The sequence below is a fragment of the Cyanobium sp. A1C-AMD genome (genome assembly GCF_024346495.1).
Taxonomy (GTDB): domain Bacteria; phylum Cyanobacteriota; class Cyanobacteriia; order PCC-6307; family Cyanobiaceae; genus Cyanobium_A; species Cyanobium_A usitatum.
This window is the reverse complement of record NZ_JAGQDB010000060.1, coordinates 1-15817: the sequence shown is the minus strand read 5'-3', so window position 1 is coordinate 15817 and position 15817 is coordinate 1. Positions and strand designations below refer to the sequence as shown.

The following is a 15817-nucleotide window of genomic DNA, read 5'->3' as shown; positions in this document are numbered from 1 at the left end:
GGGGGCCAATGATGCTCCGGTCAGCGCCAACGACACCGGCACCGCCATCGAGGCTGGGGGCACTCTCAATGGCACACCCGGCGCCGACGCCAGCGGCAATGTGCTGACGAACGACACCGATGTGGATCGCTCCGACACCCCTTCACTGAACGGAACGATCACGGCCATCCGGCTGGGCGCCACGGAAGGACTCGGCACCGCCGGGGTAGTTGGCAGCCCCCTTCAAGGGCTTTACGGCTCCCTCACGATCGACAACAACGGCAACTACCGCTACTTGATCGATAACGCCAATCCCACGGTGGAGGCCCTAAACCCGGGCGACCTGCTCAGCGAGTCGTTCAATTACACCGTGAGCGATGGCGGCGGCCTCACCGACACCGCCGTGCTGACGATCACGATCCGGGGCAGCAACGACGCCCCCGTGGCCAGCGACGACAGCGGCATCGCCAAGGAGGCCGGGGGGATCAATAACAGCAGTGGCGGCGCCAACGCCAGCGGCAACGTGCTGGCCAACGACACCGATGTGGACAGCAAGGACACCCCGCTGCCCAGCAAGGGAACGGTCACCGCCATCCGCACCGGTGCCGTGGAAGGTACGGGCACGGCCGGCAGCGTTGGCAGTGCCATTCAGGGGCAGTACGGCAGCCTGCTGATCAATGCCAACGGCAGCTTCACCTACGTGGTGAACAACAGCGACCTAACGGTGGAACGACTGAACGTGGGTGAGCAGCTCACCGAATTCTTCAACTACACCGTGCTGGATCACAGCGGTGGACTCACTGACATTGCCGTGCTCGCCGTCACGGTTGAGGGAACCAACGACAACCCCAATACCAGTGATGACTACATCGGCCGGTTTACCTCCGGCCAGAGCGGCACCATTCGCGTGATCGCCAACGACACCGACATCGATTCCAGGCTGGTGCCGAGCACGATCAAGATTGAAGGAACGGCGAATCCTGGCGAACCGCTTGTGGTTCCCGGCCAGGGCACCTGGAGCGTGGATCCTGGCAATGGCGACATCACCTTCACACCCGAGACAGGTGTAACCGCAAGCCCAACCCCGATCAAATACACCGTCCAGGACGAACAGGGAGCCACCAGCAACCCAGCCACGGTGTACATCAACTACGACAGCCCATCGGTGGGGCCCGAACCGCCCATTCCCGTCACCGAAGCGAGGCCCGTCAACCTGTTTCTGCTTCTCGACAACTCCACCTCCATGCAGGGGCTCGACCCCACAGGCGTCACCCGTCTGGAGGCGCAGAACCGGCTGGCCTTTTATTACGGCCTCAAGCCTGTCTTCAACAACGCTGGCTACGTCTTCAAGAAGGGTGATCAAATCGGCTTCAATGGCGATGTCCAACTCACCGACAGCCAGAGCCTGGCCACCGAAATCCTCGGCTGGGAGCTGATTGACAATCCATTCGACAACAGAACAGCCCAGACAGTCACCATTCACACGATCGACTTCAGCTACCTGGTCACCCACACCAAAACGGTGATCAACAGCAGCAGCACAGCCGAGGGTGTCACTCTGGCCAGCAACGTTCTGGCGAAGACCACACCCGACCAGCAATACGGCAGCAGCACCAGCGCCGATTGGATCGCGCGAGGCCTGCCTGCACCCGGCAACCTTGACGCCTACACAGCCCCGGGCACTCCCGGCAACCGGTACAGCGGCACGGAAATGCTGGGGGCGCTAACGGGGCTCAAGGACTTACTGAACGACGAACTCACCTCGGTGGCCACCGACACCCTCACGTACGTGGGTCTATTCACCGACGGGCGTCCGGAGCGGCGCCCCTGGTGGGACAACCGGCCCGAATTCGGCCAAGGCTGGAGCGGCGTCAATGTGGCCCTGCCCACAGATGCAGATCTGGGCGGGGATCCAATCACCTCGTCTGGCCTGCGCTATTTGAGCAATGGCACGCCGATCAAGGTGCCCATGGCCAATGGTGTGGACATCTGGGGCCAGAACCAACGGGAGCTCAATGCAGCCCTCGATCGCACCGCAGCGGCAAGCGGCAGTCCAGACAACCTCAAGGTGATCAGCGTGGGCCTGGGAGATGGCGGGATCTCCAACTGGAGTGCGATCTACTCCGACCTATTCACCAACCAGACCTTCAACAACCAGGCCGGGGGCTGGGGTTATCAGGTGATCACGCCGAACATCCAGCTGCAGAGCTGAACCCAACCCGTACGCCACCGCGAAGCGATAGCCCGGCTGGATTACCAGGTTCACCGGGCCGCAGTGGTTCTCTATCCACTCGTTCAGCGGCGAACGTAGGTGCGGCCTTCGGGTCCGCGAACGGCTGCCCCGCCATTAGGGCCACGCACGGCGGCCGCACCCTCAGGGCCACGGACGGCAGCGCCACCATTAGGGCCACGCACGGCAGCAGCACCAGGGGCCACTACCGCACGAGGGGCAACGACAACTGGGGCAACAACAACGGGTGCAACTACGGGTGCAGCAACCACACCCCGCGCGACACAGTTCCCCAAGGGGCCCCTGATGAAGCCGATCCCGCACAACTCACTGGCTGAGGAGGGCACCGCCGCAAGGGTGAGGGCACCTCCAAAGACGGCGGCCAGGAAAGTGTTTTTCAAGAAGGCTGCTCAGGTTGGGATATTGGTTCATTCAAGGACATCGGGTCACTGTCGTGCTCAAGGAAGGTGAACTCGGCACTTGACACGCCAGGCGGTCACGGAATGGCTTGACCATTGGGGGCGAGCTGTGGGGAGCCAGGGAGTTCCTCGCTTAAGACCTCGATCCGGTAGTACTCGCGATCGTCTGAGCAGCAGATATCGGCGTAGTAACGCTCAACCACCGCATAGGCCGCGTCGTAGCTGTCGAACACCTGACCGGCGATGCCGTCGCTGATGCCGTCGTCGCGTCGTATCAGGTAGCTGCCCATGGCATCTGTCACTCGACGTGCTTAGACATCTACGCCAGAGCCCCACCTGAATCGACGAAGTACATCAGGTATCCGCTCCAACTCTTGGGATCCAAGCCTGCCTGCCCATCCAACAAGGCGCTAGATCTGATGTACTGGCACCGTCTTTGTCTCTAGCGCGCAGGCTTGTTGGGCAGGCCGCCATTGCAGAAGTTGGCCGCAATGGCCGTGCGGTCGCCACCTTTGACGCGGGGACTTGTGCGCTCCAGCCACGCCAACCCAGCATCGAAGCACTGGTTCCAGCGGGAGGACTGGCCAGCAATGGGGCCAAGCGATAGGGCAATCGAGACTGAGCTCGCTGTGGCGACTAAGGCCAGAAGCGGGAACAGGTGAGCATTGATCATTTCCCGAACGCTGAGTTTTCGTCCGTCGTGATCAGCCATGAGAAAAGCCCAGGTTGGGGAGCTTGCCCATTGTGAACGCTCCTTCCTGTCACTCGCCGTCACTGGCTTTGAGGCGCTAAGAGAGTGAAATCGTTGGTATGACTGGGGCTTGGCTTGCCACAGCCGGTATTCCCCAAACCTTCTATGGCAGAAACTCTCAAATAGATTTTTAAGTGGCACTAAGCACTTTGGCGGCCACTGTCTTGCCCTGGGCCGTTCTGCGTTGGGGATCAGGCAGGAGCTGTTGTTTCGCTAAACCCGATTGGTATTGCTGCAGGGGCGTGGGCGAATCGATCAGGGCTGCTGAGCTATGGGGTTTTCCCCCGAATTCAGCGGTATCCCGCCATAACCGGCGACTTTTCCACAGGCTGAACGCTCCAGACCCCGCTGCTCGCGCCAGCAGTGCAGCCCCCGCTGGGGAAAAGCCCCCTCCTCTTGACCGGCGGCAGCGGGGAGTTTTGGCCAGCCCAAGCGGAGCAGCAAGCCGCCAGGAAGGCAGCTCAGGACTTACTTCTCACAGAAAGACACGGCCTTGTCGGACTGGTTTTGCTGCTTTGACGCCGCCGCGGTCCACGTGAGCGTCGTCAATGAGTTTCCGGAGGACCTGCACCAGGCGATGCGGGAATTCATCAGTAGCTATCCCAACTGGGACCAGTACCGCCTGCTGCAGGCAGCGCTTGCGGGCTTCCTTTTCCAGCGCGGCTGCAAGGACCGGGCCGTGAGCCGGCTTTACCTAGACGGTTTGTTTCAGCGCGATCCGCCCTGCCTGAGCCGCTAGACCCAGGCAACCAAAGCAGCGCCGATAGCCATCAGCACCACCCCGAACCAGGCCTTGAGGTCGAGCTGCTCACCAAGCAGCAGCAGAGCCAGCAGGGCAATCAACACAACACTGAGCTTGTCGAGTGCCGCCACCCCAGCCACGGGCCCCAGCTGCAGGGCTCGGCTGTAGCAGAACCACGAGACACCTGTCGCCAGACCGGAGAGGGCGAGAGCGCCCAGGCTGAGAGCGGGCAGATGGCGCAGCTCCTGCCAATCGAGTCGGCCGCTGACCAGCAGCACCAGAGCCAGCACAATCGCTACGGCCAGGGTGCGGAACAGGGTGGCCATCCCCGCATCCACTCCCTGAACGCCCACCTTGATCAATAGAGCGGTTACTGCTGCGGAGAGGGCGGCCGCTACGGCCCACAGCTGCCAGTTCTGCACGGAGCGTTTTGCATTGGGAAGCTGTGAGCTGAGGCTATCCGCGCTGGCAAGCCTTATCGGCTGAGCCCCCAGGGCCAGAGAAGGAGCCCAAACCGCCGTTTTATAGCCAGCTGCTGATCTATTCGCTTGCCGCTGGGGGGTGCAGCGCTGACGCGGATGGACCGGTGAAGTAGCAGTAAATAACAGCTAGATGGATCTATCGCTTTAAGCAAGCTGCCATGGAAGACCAACGGGGGCTTGGCCCAAGTCAGACCTCACCGCTTGAAGGAACCTGAACGGTGCCAAGCAGCACCGATCTCAGTTCCACCAGGGTTCAGCGGCTAGGAATAGATCACAGCTCTGATGGGATTTGACACCACTCAGGTGCGGAGTGATCGAGCAGGTGGCTAATCACTGTCGTCACGATCCTCATCCTCGCGAGATTCCTTTTCCTCCTTCTTGGTCTCACTGTCGTCATCGTCCTTGGATGCGCCAAGGGACGGCTTCTCCCGATCTACCTGTTCTTTCTCCCTCTCTCTACCTCCCTCACCGCCGCAGGCGGCCAAGAGGGTTAGCAGGCTGGCTGTAGCGATGAACCGGGTGATGCGCTTCATAGCTCGGGGTAGATCTTATGCAAGCCCACTCTGGCTGGGAAACCACCTCGGATACGGCGTATTGATGTTTTCCGATTAATTCGCAGCTGCTGCCACGCAGTAGCAGTGGCTTGATCCCATTCCGCCGGGGACTTGACCCAGTGGGCTTGCTCCGGGCCTCTCCAGTTTGAGGCTCTCATGAAGTCAGACATCCGCTGGGATAGGTCCCATCGCTGCGCCTATTTGTGTTGCTGAAGGATCTGCGGAGCATGTCCCTTATGTAGTGATGCGAAGGGATAAGTCTTGGTGCAAGGAACCCATTCAGCCTCTGTGAAATCAGTGGGTGATGTACTGGCTTGCATCAGCATTGGTGGCCACGCCGATGGCGAGCCGTGCCATGGCGCTGCGCATGTTCCGCCAGTAGTGCAGTGTTTTGTCTTACGTCATGCGAGTTGTTGCGGTGTCAGGCGCAAGCGGCCGCTCTGCCGTGGCAGGCGGCAACCAAGGTTGATCTGCCCCTCGTCGACCAAGCGCCCCAACCGAAGCGCCAAGGCTTCCTCGTGGCGGGCAAAGGAAACCTGCTGGGAGGCGACCCAGGAGATCTCATGCTCCGTGATCACACCACTAGAGATGGACTCCAGAAAGACTTCCCCGACTGTCATGAGAGTGATGTAACAACTTCGTTACATACTGCCGCGCCCAGTCTCGCTCCGTGGCTAGATCACGCCAGTGGCTCCTTGCGCTTCCGCTGCGTTGTGGTGCTCCAGCCAGGCGTTTTGTAGGTCAGATCTGGTGAGCCGATAGCCCAGCTGGCGGGCGATGTGCAGCAGTTCCTGGCGGCTATGGCACTGGTGCAGGACCTGCTGGAGCGTCGGGCTGGTTTCTGCATCGGCCACCATCCGCTCCAAATCAGACCAGCTCATCTACTCAAACCAAAGATGGGATCAACCTCGCGTGAACTGGAGCCTGCTGCCAGGTTCCCTGAGGCACATTGCGGCGCATTGTTGTAAGGGTGCAGCGTTGCGAGCTCAGGACTGCTCTACTGAGAGCCCAACAAGCCAGTAGCAAGCAATCAGGTCGCGGCCTTCAGGGCTTGCAGTTGGGGATGCACTGGCGGCAATAACTGCACTGTTGATCTGCAGTGCTCAAGCACCAGGCGAGCCACGTTCAGGCCCGTGGCTGCCTCAAATCCCTGAAAGCCTGGGGCGCTATTGACCTCGCAGATGCTGTAACCATCGCCATCAAACAGCAGGTCGACACCAGCTATGTCGAGGTTCAAGGCGGCGGCTGAATCGCGCGCTAGTCGCTTCAGCTCTGGGTTAAGCGGAAATGCCTGCCCATCCCCACCCCTACTGATGTTTGCCTTGAAACTGCCATCGGTGCTGCTGCGCAACATTGCGCCAATAACTTGGCCGCCAATTACCCAGACCCGCAGGTCCTTTCCGGGTCTTGTACCGATGTACTGCTGCAAGATCAGGCTCTGGGAGCGATCCAGCCCGGAGACCAGCTCCATCAGGTCACGGAAGCTGGCTGGGTCACGGCTGAGCACAACCCCGTCGCCATAAGAGCCAACCAGCAGCTTGATGACACAGGGAAACCCAATCTGTTGGGCGACCAGATGGGGATCGACTGGAAAGCGCACCAACATGGTGCGTGGGATTGGCAAATTGCTCTGGGCGAGGATTTGGTGCGCATAGAGCTTGTCCTTGACCGCCTCGATGGCGCTGCTGCGATTCACCACAGCCACACCCAGGTGCTCCAGCTGGCGCAGGATCGCCAATGAGAAGTAATCCGTGCCACTACCAGTGCGGGGCAGCAAGACATCGGGGAGTTGAACCTCAGCGCCGCAGCGCCGAATTGATCGCCGGCCGCCGCGGCTAACGATTAGATCGATTTCTTCTGGTGCGACGGTCTCAAAGCGGATGTCAAGAACGCGAGCCTCCTCCCGCAACCGCGTCAGCTCAAAGGGTTCGACCATTCCGGTCGGTCGCTTTTGAAGCACCCAGAGATCCATGCCAGCCCCATCCACAAACTCACTTTTCTCGTGTCGAGGCCATGGCTACAAGCCTTTTCAGCACAGGGACACGCTGCAGGCGCAACAGGCAAAACAGCAGTAGCTCTGCTAGAGCTGAAACTCTGCTGAACCTGAACCTCACTTGATCCAATTCGGGTGGTGAAAGTGATCGGCATGATGTCGTTCCAGTTCCAGCCCACCCCCACCCAAATATCCGCGTCGACCTGAGCACTCGCCATGGACGCACCCACCGCTATTGCCCTGCCCTGTCCACTCTCTGCCGGCTGGGAGGTTGTCGAGCAGCGGCTGATCGAGCCGAGCCAGGGGGGTGGCTTCTCGGCCGGGGCCTACCGCCCAGAAGTTGATGAGTTGTGGCTGCTGAGCGATGCTCCCCGCGGCAGCATCAGCCGCTGGCGTGGCTTCCGAGCCGGCGGACTGAAGGGTCTCGTGCCGCTGCCACCCCTACCGCTGAAGCAGCCGCAGCCCATGGACGGCGAAGGGCTGGTGGTTGAAGCCCAGCACTTTTGGGTAGCCACTGAGGGGCGGCTGCAACCTGCGCAACCCGCTGCGTTGCTCCGCTACGACATGGCCGCAGGTTCGCTTTTGAGTAGCCGGGAGCTGCCGCCAGATTGGCGCCTCCAACCCAAGCGTGGACTGCGCAGCAATGGGGGCCCGGAGTCCCTGAGCCGTTCACCTGTAGACGGGGCCTTGCTGATGGCGGCTGAACAGCCCCTGCTGCAAGATCCACCTGATCGCGTACGGCTGCTGCGCTGGGCGCCCGATGCCAGCGGCGCCCTGCAACCTGCAGAGCTGCGCCCCTTGGCCCTGCCCCCTAGAGGCTGGGGGCTCACCGATCTGCTGGCCAGCAAGCAGGGACTGCTCGGTTTGTGGCGACGGTTTACGGCACCCGATCAGTGGCAGGCGCGACTGGTGCTGTATCCAGCCAGCGCCATCACAACCATCGCAACCAGCAACGCTGACGCTCCCCCCGTGGCTCCACTGATCAGCTGGAATCTGCTGCAGCTCGGTCTTGCTCCAGATAACTGGGAAGTGCTGCTGGCGGCTCCGCCCCTTGGCGATGGCCAGCCAAGCTTGCTGCTGGCGACCGACGACAACTTCAATCCCCTGCAACGATCACACCTTGCCCGGCTGGTGCCGCGCCAGCTGCCGGGCTGCTCAGCGCCACCCCAGCAATGAAACAGCAATGAATCGCTCCGCGCTCAAACGCCGCCAGCTGCTCGAATTACTGGGCATCGGTGCTGGCAGCAGCGCCGCTGCCATGCTGCTGCCCCAGCTTGAGGTGCGCAGTCGCGGCACGGCAGGGGATGCTGCCCTGCCCTTTGTGCCCGTGCGTGCACCTCTGCCCTTGCCTGCTGACGGGCTGAGTGCGGCAGACCAACGGCGCATCTATCGGACGTTCAACGTCGACGACAAACTGCTGGTTCCCGAGGGCTATCGCGCCGAGCTGATCGCTGTCTGGGGGGATCTTCTCGCCACGGGTCGCTTTGGCTTCAACAACGACTACCTGGCATTTCAGGCCCTGCCTGGCGGGAAGGCCCTGTTGAGTATCAACTTCGAATACATCAGCCCGCAGACCTGGTCGGCAGGTTTTTCAGAAGCCGTGGGCACCACTCTGCCGCTGGAGCCTTTGCAGCAGTCCCTGGCCAGCCGCGGCGGCAGCGTGGACGTGGCCAGCCTGGGTGCAAGCGACCCGCTGCGTTCGCTGATCGAGGCCGTGGCCCGTGCTGCCATGGCTGATCTCGGCATCGGCGTGCTCGAGCTTGAGCAGGGGAGCTCAGGCTGGCGCCGCCTGGGCGGCAGTCGCTATGAGCGGCGCATCGATGGGCTCAGCGGGCTCAGCCAGCAGGAGCAGGCACTGCGCTGCAGCGGTCCGGCGGCGGCGGTGTTCCGCCACAGCCAGCCGCTTGGCTACCGCGACGGCCTGGGTGATCGGATCATCGGCACCTTTGCCAATTGCGCTGGCGGCACCACCCCCTGGGGCACTGTGCTGAGCGCTGAGGAAAACTTTCAGTCGCAGGTACCCGAGGCCGTCTATGCCGATGGCTCGGCGGCTTCCCCTGAGAAGCGGCCGTTCCGCTGGGATGGTTCACGCCTCGACGGGCTCGGCAATCCCTTCGGGCTTGCCGGCAATAAGTACGGCTGGATGGTGGAATTCGACCCCCGCGAGCCAAGCAAACCCGCGGTTAAGCACAGTCTTCTGGGCCGCTTTCGCCACGAAGCCGTTGCCGTTGTGGCGCGGTCCGGGGAGCCGCTGGTGGTGTATTCGGGTTGCGATCGCCATGGCGGGCACTTTTACCGCTTTGTCAGCGAGGGGCTCGTGCAAGACCCGCTCGATCGCACCAATTCGCGGCTGTTTGCAGCCGGGCGCCTGGAGGTGGCCCGTTTCAACGCAGAAGGCAGCGGCACCTGGATTGCCCTGGAGGCCACTACGGCGGTGCAGCCGCAACCCCCCAGTCATTACGAGCGCTTTGGCTGGGAGCAACCGCTCGTGTTGCCCCACAGCGATCGCCAGCGCAGCGGCAGTGAAGCGCTCAGCAGCGATTCCGCACTGCAGGCCTACTGCAGCCGCTACAAAAAACTTGGCGATCTTTACCCGTTGGGCGGCGATGACGTGCAGGCGCAGCTGCGGCAACAGGGGGCGATCTTGATTGATGCCCATCTAGCCGCCAACGCTGCTGGTGCCACCGCCTGCCCCAGGCCAGAAGACACCGATATCGACCCGATCAACGGCGACCTGCTGATCGCTTTCACGGCGGCAGGCCGTGATGACAGCGGCTGCAGTGATCCGGCGGTCTTCCGCGGCCCCAAAGGCGAATCCCTCTGGCCCCACGGTTGGGTGATGCGCCTGAGCGATGGCGGCGCTGGCCGAGGCGCCCGCTTCCGTTGGCGGATGGTGGCCGCTGGCGGCCTGCCCTGGGAGGGCGGGCTCGGTTTTAGCCATCCCGACAACCTCGCCTTCGACCCATCCGGCAACCTCTGGCTGGTGACCGATCGCTCTGGGGATGCGGACCTCGATGTGTTCGGCAACAACAGCTGCTGGCTGCTGCCACGCGAAGGTGCAATGGCGGGACAGGCCCTCTGCTTTGCGATCGGTCCGGTGGGGTGTGAGCTTTGCGGGCCCTGCTTCGATAGCGAGGGCCGCACGCTGTTTCTGGCGGTGCAGCACCCAGGCGAGGGCCAGGGTGTGCGCCAAGGCAAGGAGGTGGAAGCCCAAGCCCACAGGCTGGTCGATCGAAACGGTCAACGCTTCGAGCAGCTGCGCTGGGTGCCGCTCGGCTCTAACTGGCCCTCAGGCGTGCCTGGCCGGCCTCCCCGGCCAGGAGTGGTGGCGATCCGACGGCTGAACAATCAACCACTGATCGCTGCTCCCTCGGGGTAAGCAGCTCGGATTGGGATCGCTAGCCCATGTGGGACTCAACATCGGCACCTGGATTTAGTCCGCCAACACCGACGCAAACGCTCCCGCGGCGACACCGTCGCTGGAATCCACTCCAAGCTCACCGTTCGCAAGCTCTTGGCATTCAGCCGCGGCATAAAGGTCATCGGGCTCCAATTTTCGGATGAAGGGCTGGTCAACGTCTCTCATGGGGGCCATCAACCGCGATCGGAACAGAACTGCTAAGTAAGGGCGATTTCTTAACCACAACCCTGCCCACTAGATGCAGCCTGGGCCGAGTTGATCCACAGCCTCACCCGCAATGGGAAAGCGCAGCGTTCAGGCCTACATCGAGGAAGTGCCCAGCTGGGAAGGGGGGGTCCGCTTGAGCGGCCCGCCGCTTTCGAGCATGCAATGGCTGGTATGGAGCCTCGCCACCGCTGGCAAATTCTTTGAGGGATTGATCGTCTTCATGGGGGGTATCGCCCTGCCCCTCATCGATAGCGAGTTCGCGATGACCAGCGCCGACAAGGGTTTGGTCACCGCCGCCACCTTGGCGGGCATTCTGATCGGAGCCCTCTGCCTGGGTGGGTTGGCAGATCGCTTTGGCCGCAAGCCTGTTTTCATCGGTGAAATGGTGCTTCTGGCGGGGGCACTGATCGCCGCAGCCTTCAGCCCCAGCGCCCACACCCTCGTGGCCGCGCTGTTTGTGATCGGTGTTGCCCTTGGCGCCGACTACCCAACAGCTCACCTGGTGATCTCTGAAAGCATCCCAGCATCGGTGCGAGGCCGGCTGGTGCTGGGAGCCTTCAGCTTCCAAGCGCTAGGAGCCGTTCTGGGCACTGCGATCGCCGCGGTGGTGCTGGACAGCAAACCCGAACTAAGCACCTGGCGCATTTTTTATCTCATCCCGGTAGTGCCGGTGCTGCTTGTGGTGTGGGGGCGCTTGTTCCTGCCTGAGAGCAGCCACTGGCTGGTGAGTAAAGGCAACGTCAAAAAAGCGGAAAAACAGCTACGCAAATTACTGGGCCGCAAAGACGTTGATCTGCTCGATCTCGAGATCGCCGAAGAAGGGCACATCGAACGCAGCACCGACTGGCGTCAGCTGTTCACAGGCAAGTTGCAGCGCGCCACAATCCTGGCTTCAGTGCCCTGGTTTCTCCAGGACCTCTCCACTTACGGCATTGGCATTTTTACGCCGGTGATCATCGCCGCTGCCTTCGGTGCTGAGGCCAAGGAACACACCGTTGCGGCCATCATTCACAACGACCTACTAGGCGCTCGCGGAACCGCACTGGTTGATGTCGGATTTCTAGTAGGAATCGCCTGTGCAATCGCCTTGGCTGATCGCTGGGGACGGATCCCGCTGCAGATTCTGGGCTTTGTGGGCTGCGCTGCAGGCCTACTCATCGCAGCACTCGGCAATCTGGGTAACCACACCAATGTGGTGGTGATCGTGGCGGGCTTCGTGCTGTTCCAATTCATGACCAACCTGGGGCCGAATTCCCAGACCTATTTGCTGGCCGGCGAGGTGTTTCCAACCAGGGTGCGTGGACTTGGCGCTGGCTTAGCGGCCGCCATCGGCAAAGCTGGCGCAGTACTGACAGCCTTTCTCTTTCCCACCCTCTTGGCCGAGTGGGGCACCGAGCGACTGCTCCCCCTCCTGGCAATCACTTCCCTGGTGGGTGCGGTCATCACCTGGATCTACCGGATCGAAACCACAGGTATCGACATCGACGCCATTTGATCCTTGATGGCCGATCGACTCACGGTTGCTCAACGCACCCCCCGATGTCTTGTTCAAGGGCAACAGCAATTGCCCGGAAAGATGCTGTAACGGATGGCCGGCTGGGCTCGATGCCCTGAAGCAATCCTGGCGTCGCAACTCAGCCAGGGAAAACTGGCTCACGGCAGGCTCCCCTTGCTGCCCCGAATACCGCAGCAGCCACAGGCCGTCAAAGTCGTCGTCCCTGATCCTCGGCATCCGTGACCAGCCCAATCCCCGAGCCAGCTCTGGCAGATGCCGATGCTCCCAGGCCATCACCACCGTGCCGCCCTCAAACTCGGGAGCTACCACCAGCTCCCGAACAATCTTTTCAGAGCGCTCTGCGGCATTGGGGAAGACCCGAATATTCCGCCCCGTGAACACAGCCAGAGGAACGAGTGTTTGATAACTTCTGGCATTCTTTCCTGATCTGTCATGAAAGCTGTAGCTAGCCAAATGCAAGGGCCCCTCTGGCACGACACACGCCATCAGCATGTGTCCAATTGGAGGCCATCAACTAGCCCCATTCATTAAAGGTTGTAGTTGCACTCCTGGTTAGCTGGGCTGTACTTGTGACCATGCCGTAATAACACCACTAGTTGGGGTAAAGCCTGAACTGGCATCACCATCGCAATCGGCAGGATTGCCACGCATATCAGCGACCACCGCCGCCCCAAATGATGCTGCCAAGCCATCAATCGGAAAGCAATGGCAGGCCAGCTGGGGGAGCAACCAACAACCGCTAAAGTTCATCGGCTAGTTGTGGTTTGAAGCTTCTCCATTCGGGGGATTTGATCACATCCCTGCTGATCGCTAGGGCCAGCCTCTGACTGGCCTCCGCATCACTGGGGTAGTGCACACCGCCAGCATGTCGTAGGGACTCACCTCCTCGAGTCTTGTCTTACCCTCCCTCAGCTGGCCTCAGCGGTATTGATCGCGGCCAGGCGAGGATCACGAGCGTGGTGCCATCCAGCCTGTAGACGAGTGTGCCCTTGCTGCTGGGCTCTGCGGCCAGCGGGGATTACACAGGCGATTCAGGCGAGACTCGCTAAAATGCAAGCGCTGTGGTCCTGGCCCTGGGAAAATGCAGCGGAGCTTGACAGCGGCATAGCAGAGGCAAAGGATTAGGCCCGCAAGCGTTCACGATGAACAAAAACCAAGACAGCCACAAGTGTCTTGCGGTCACTTCCGCTAGTTCCGCAGCGGGATACTGCTCTGACGGGAGGGTGCTCTGTGTTGGCGTCTTGATGACTGGGATTCCAGATGCGATAGCAGTATTCATCGTTGATCACCCGCAATGGGATCAGTACAGGCTGATCCAGCCCGCAGTGGTCAAGCACTACCTAGATGGATTGTTTCGCGGACCAAAGCAGGGGCCCGGTGAACCGGAAGCGCTATCAAGATGAGACCATGAAACAGCTATCCGGCAAAAGCAAACCGAAGTGGCTGGTGCTGGCCAGTCAAATGCTGGCCGGGACCGTTTTTGTTGCCATGACCATCAGCTTTCTTCCGGCGCTGCTGCTTATGTCGCTTGTGACGGCCTTGCTGCTGATACCTGTCTTGAGGCAGGTTCGCAAGGAGGCAGAAAAGTCTGGAATTGACCTGAATTCACCTCCAAAAAACATGGTCAATGTCACACCTTTGCATCGCCGCTTGCAGCAAGACCTCTGGAAATATCTTGGCCTTATACGTTGACTTTAGGGGGTGCTGCCGGGGCCAGTCCTGACTGCTTTATGGAGAGATCACGAGCATGGGCTCATATTTTGAGAGATATTTCTTCCTGGCTGCAGCGCCGAAACATGTAGCCTTTGCCTCGCGTTGTAAGAATAAGCTCGGGAACCTCTACGTCCTCCTCCACTTTTGCTCGCAGTCGTGATATGTGAACGTCTACTACTCGACTGTCATTAGAGCTCGTGGGCCTATACCCCCAAACCTGCTCGAGGATGTCCAGCCGGCTGACTGGCTCACCCGCTCTGTTAATCAATAGCTCTAGCAGGCTGAATTCCATTCCCGTTAGACGGATGCGCTCATCACCGCGATAGGCTTTGCGGCGCGTTAGATCAACCCTGAAATTCCCTACGATCAGCCAATGACTGCTTGCAGGCTTTCGGTCAGCGCCATTATTTATTTGCTTGCCGCTGAGAAGCAATGGAGAGCTTCTTCTCAGCACACAGCGAATACGTAGCTCAAGCTCTTTAGGGCTAAACGGCTTGAGTATGTAGTCATCGGCGCCAAGCTTTAGTCCAGTGAGGCGGTCGCCTACATCACTCAAAGAAGTGAGCAAAATAATCGGCACTTCTGATTGAGCTCGGATCCGCTCGGTCACAGCGAAACCATCAAGCTCTGGCATCATCACGTCAAGAACAAGTGCATCCGGCTCAAAGCTGCGGAAGAGTTCAAGCGCCTGCATCCCATTCACTGCCGCAGCCACCTCAAAGCCAGCTAGACGCAGCCGCGTTTCCAATATGCGCCTGATGTTCACCTCGTCATCGGCGATCAGTATTCGGATGGGATGGGTGCGACGTTCTGGGGTCAAGACACACCAAGCGCCGCAAGACGGGGGAATTAATAGGAGGAATTTCCGTTGATCGTGGATTACGAACAAGAATCGTCACAGAGGGAGCTGCCCTATCCGCCGCTCCTTGCTCTTACTCCTAGCTACTCAAACTAGCGGCTCAAAGCCTCAGTTTTTAGTTGCTGCATCACCCTCGGCGTGAGCAGACCTAATCAACCCACCAGCTGGAGGTGCCGGCTGCTGAACAGCTCGCCAGTGCAGTTCACCGGCAATAACGACGAGCGACCAGCTCGGTACCAGCCATCTACCAAGGCAGCGCTGGAGCGGGGGTAGAGCTCTCCAGCCAAGATCCAGAGTTCGTCATGCAGCACCTGCGTCTGATCTGGTGTGCCTACGTACCAAGGCGACTCAGGATCCTGTGACAGCTCCTCATGGAGCAGCAGGAGTCCCTCAAGTACGCAGTTTGCGAGCTCAGGTGTCATCGGCTTTGCTGGCCCCACCTTGCGGTGCGGCTACCCAAGAATGTCCATCCACGCACACCAAGGTGCGCCAGATCAAGCACTGGCCTCCAGCGGGTTGCCCCGCACGACGAAAGGGGGCATCGCAGGGAGGGCTGCCAGTGGAATGGCCGAGCAGCGCTGCGGCAGCCGATGCCACCTGTTGGGTGAATGAGCACCTCCGCGGCACCTGGGTCCCGGTGGCGGATCTTGTTGAGCTCTTTCCTGGGGTGACGCAGGAGCGACCCCGGTTAGGGGGTGATCAGCCGGGCTTGTCGGTGCCATCAGCCCTGGTGCGGCCCAATTCATCCTCCAAGTTGGCCGCAAGATGTGAATTGGTGTTAAGTTCAGATGAGCGAGCGGTTTGCCGCCCCGCATCTACTTACTGCTTTCCTGCAAAGCCATCCGGCATCTGTCAGGTAAGCCCTTCCCTGAACCGTTCTCATGACAACCACTATTCAGCAGCGCCAAGGCGCTTCTGCGTGGAACCAGTTTTGCGACTGGGTCACCTCCA

General features: G+C 60.6%; 16 protein-coding genes. 6 read left to right on the top strand and 10 right to left on the bottom strand.

Annotated features, from left to right (window positions below; genetic code table 11):
- Window positions 1-2191 (top strand): VCBS domain-containing protein (locus tag KBY74_RS10155; protein WP_254942602.1); only part of this gene is annotated, 2191 nt, incomplete at its 5' end.
- A gap of 83 nt (window positions 2192-2274) precedes the next feature.
- Here KBY74_RS10155 and KBY74_RS10150 read toward each other — a convergent pair.
- From KBY74_RS10150 to KBY74_RS10140, 3 genes are all read right to left on the bottom strand, one after another.
- On the bottom strand, window positions 2275-2610 hold the full coding sequence (locus KBY74_RS10150; protein ID WP_254942601.1) for a hypothetical protein: 336 nt from the start codon (window positions 2608-2610) through the stop codon (window positions 2275-2277).
- Between the two features lie 95 nt (window positions 2611-2705).
- On the bottom strand, window positions 2706-2930 hold the full coding sequence (locus KBY74_RS10145; RefSeq protein ID WP_254942600.1) for a hypothetical protein: 225 nt from the start codon (window positions 2928-2930) through the stop codon (window positions 2706-2708).
- Between the two features lie 140 nt (window positions 2931-3070).
- On the bottom strand, window positions 3071-3340 hold the full coding sequence (locus tag KBY74_RS10140; protein ID WP_254942599.1) for a hypothetical protein: 270 nt from the start codon (window positions 3338-3340) through the stop codon (window positions 3071-3073).
- A 532-nt stretch (window positions 3341-3872) separates the two neighbouring features.
- Here KBY74_RS10140 and KBY74_RS10135 point away from each other — a divergent pair.
- Entirely contained in the window at window positions 3873-4118 is a 246-nt protein-coding gene (locus tag KBY74_RS10135; RefSeq protein WP_254942598.1) for a DUF2811 domain-containing protein, read from the top strand.
- Here the strand turns inward: KBY74_RS10135 and KBY74_RS10130 are convergent.
- The 5 genes from KBY74_RS10130 to KBY74_RS10110 all read right to left on the bottom strand — a co-directional run bounded on the left by KBY74_RS10130 (window position 4115) and on the right by KBY74_RS10110 (window position 7129).
- Window positions 4115-4543, bottom strand: coding sequence for an EamA family transporter (locus KBY74_RS10130; protein ID WP_254942597.1), 429 nt, complete (start codon window positions 4541-4543; stop codon window positions 4115-4117). The genes KBY74_RS10135 and KBY74_RS10130 overlap by 4 nt on opposite strands.
- A gap of 386 nt (window positions 4544-4929) precedes the next feature.
- Window positions 4930-5136 carry a hypothetical protein gene (locus KBY74_RS10125; RefSeq protein WP_254942596.1) on the bottom strand — a complete coding sequence of 69 codons (207 nt, stop codon included), beginning with the start codon at window positions 5134-5136 and terminating at the stop codon, window positions 4930-4932.
- A gap of 422 nt (window positions 5137-5558) precedes the next feature.
- On the bottom strand, window positions 5559-5777 hold the full coding sequence (locus KBY74_RS10120; protein ID WP_254942595.1) for a hypothetical protein: 219 nt from the start codon (window positions 5775-5777) through the stop codon (window positions 5559-5561).
- A 54-nt stretch (window positions 5778-5831) separates the two neighbouring features.
- On the bottom strand, window positions 5832-6038 hold the full coding sequence (locus KBY74_RS10115) for a Nif11-like leader peptide family natural product precursor (RefSeq protein ID WP_254942594.1): 207 nt from the start codon (window positions 6036-6038) through the stop codon (window positions 5832-5834).
- A gap of 149 nt (window positions 6039-6187) precedes the next feature.
- Window positions 6188-7129, bottom strand: coding sequence for a RimK family alpha-L-glutamate ligase (locus KBY74_RS10110; protein ID WP_254942593.1), 942 nt, complete (start codon window positions 7127-7129; stop codon window positions 6188-6190).
- A 237-nt stretch (window positions 7130-7366) separates the two neighbouring features.
- Between KBY74_RS10110 and KBY74_RS10105 the strand changes: the two genes are divergently transcribed.
- From KBY74_RS10105 to KBY74_RS10090, 4 genes are all read left to right on the top strand, one after another.
- Window positions 7367-8326, top strand: a complete 960-nt coding sequence (locus KBY74_RS10105) for an esterase-like activity of phytase family protein (protein WP_254942592.1) — start codon at window positions 7367-7369, stop codon at window positions 8324-8326.
- Window positions 8327-8333: 7 nt separating this feature from the next.
- A complete protein-coding gene (locus KBY74_RS10100) occupies window positions 8334-10529 on the top strand; it encodes a PhoX family phosphatase (protein WP_254942591.1) in 2196 nt (731 codons plus the stop codon).
- Window positions 10530-10848: 319 nt separating this feature from the next.
- Window positions 10849-12273, top strand: a complete 1425-nt coding sequence (locus KBY74_RS10095) for an MFS transporter (RefSeq protein WP_254942590.1) — start codon at window positions 10849-10851, stop codon at window positions 12271-12273.
- A 1398-nt stretch (window positions 12274-13671) separates the two neighbouring features.
- Window positions 13672-13986: a hypothetical protein gene (locus KBY74_RS10090; protein ID WP_254942589.1), complete on the top strand. Its 315-nt coding sequence runs from the start codon at window positions 13672-13674 to the stop codon at window positions 13984-13986.
- 61 nt (window positions 13987-14047) lie between these two features.
- Here KBY74_RS10090 and KBY74_RS10085 read toward each other — a convergent pair whose 3' ends face one another.
- Together KBY74_RS10085 and KBY74_RS10080 are read right to left on the bottom strand one after the other, a co-directional pair.
- Window positions 14048-14827, bottom strand: a complete 780-nt coding sequence (locus tag KBY74_RS10085) for a response regulator (protein WP_254942588.1) — start codon at window positions 14825-14827, stop codon at window positions 14048-14050.
- Window positions 14828-15018: 191 nt separating this feature from the next.
- Complete coding sequence (locus KBY74_RS10080; protein WP_254942587.1) at window positions 15019-15288, bottom strand: hypothetical protein; 270 nt, start codon at window positions 15286-15288, stop codon at window positions 15019-15021.
- Window positions 15289-15817 lie beyond the last annotated feature (529 nt).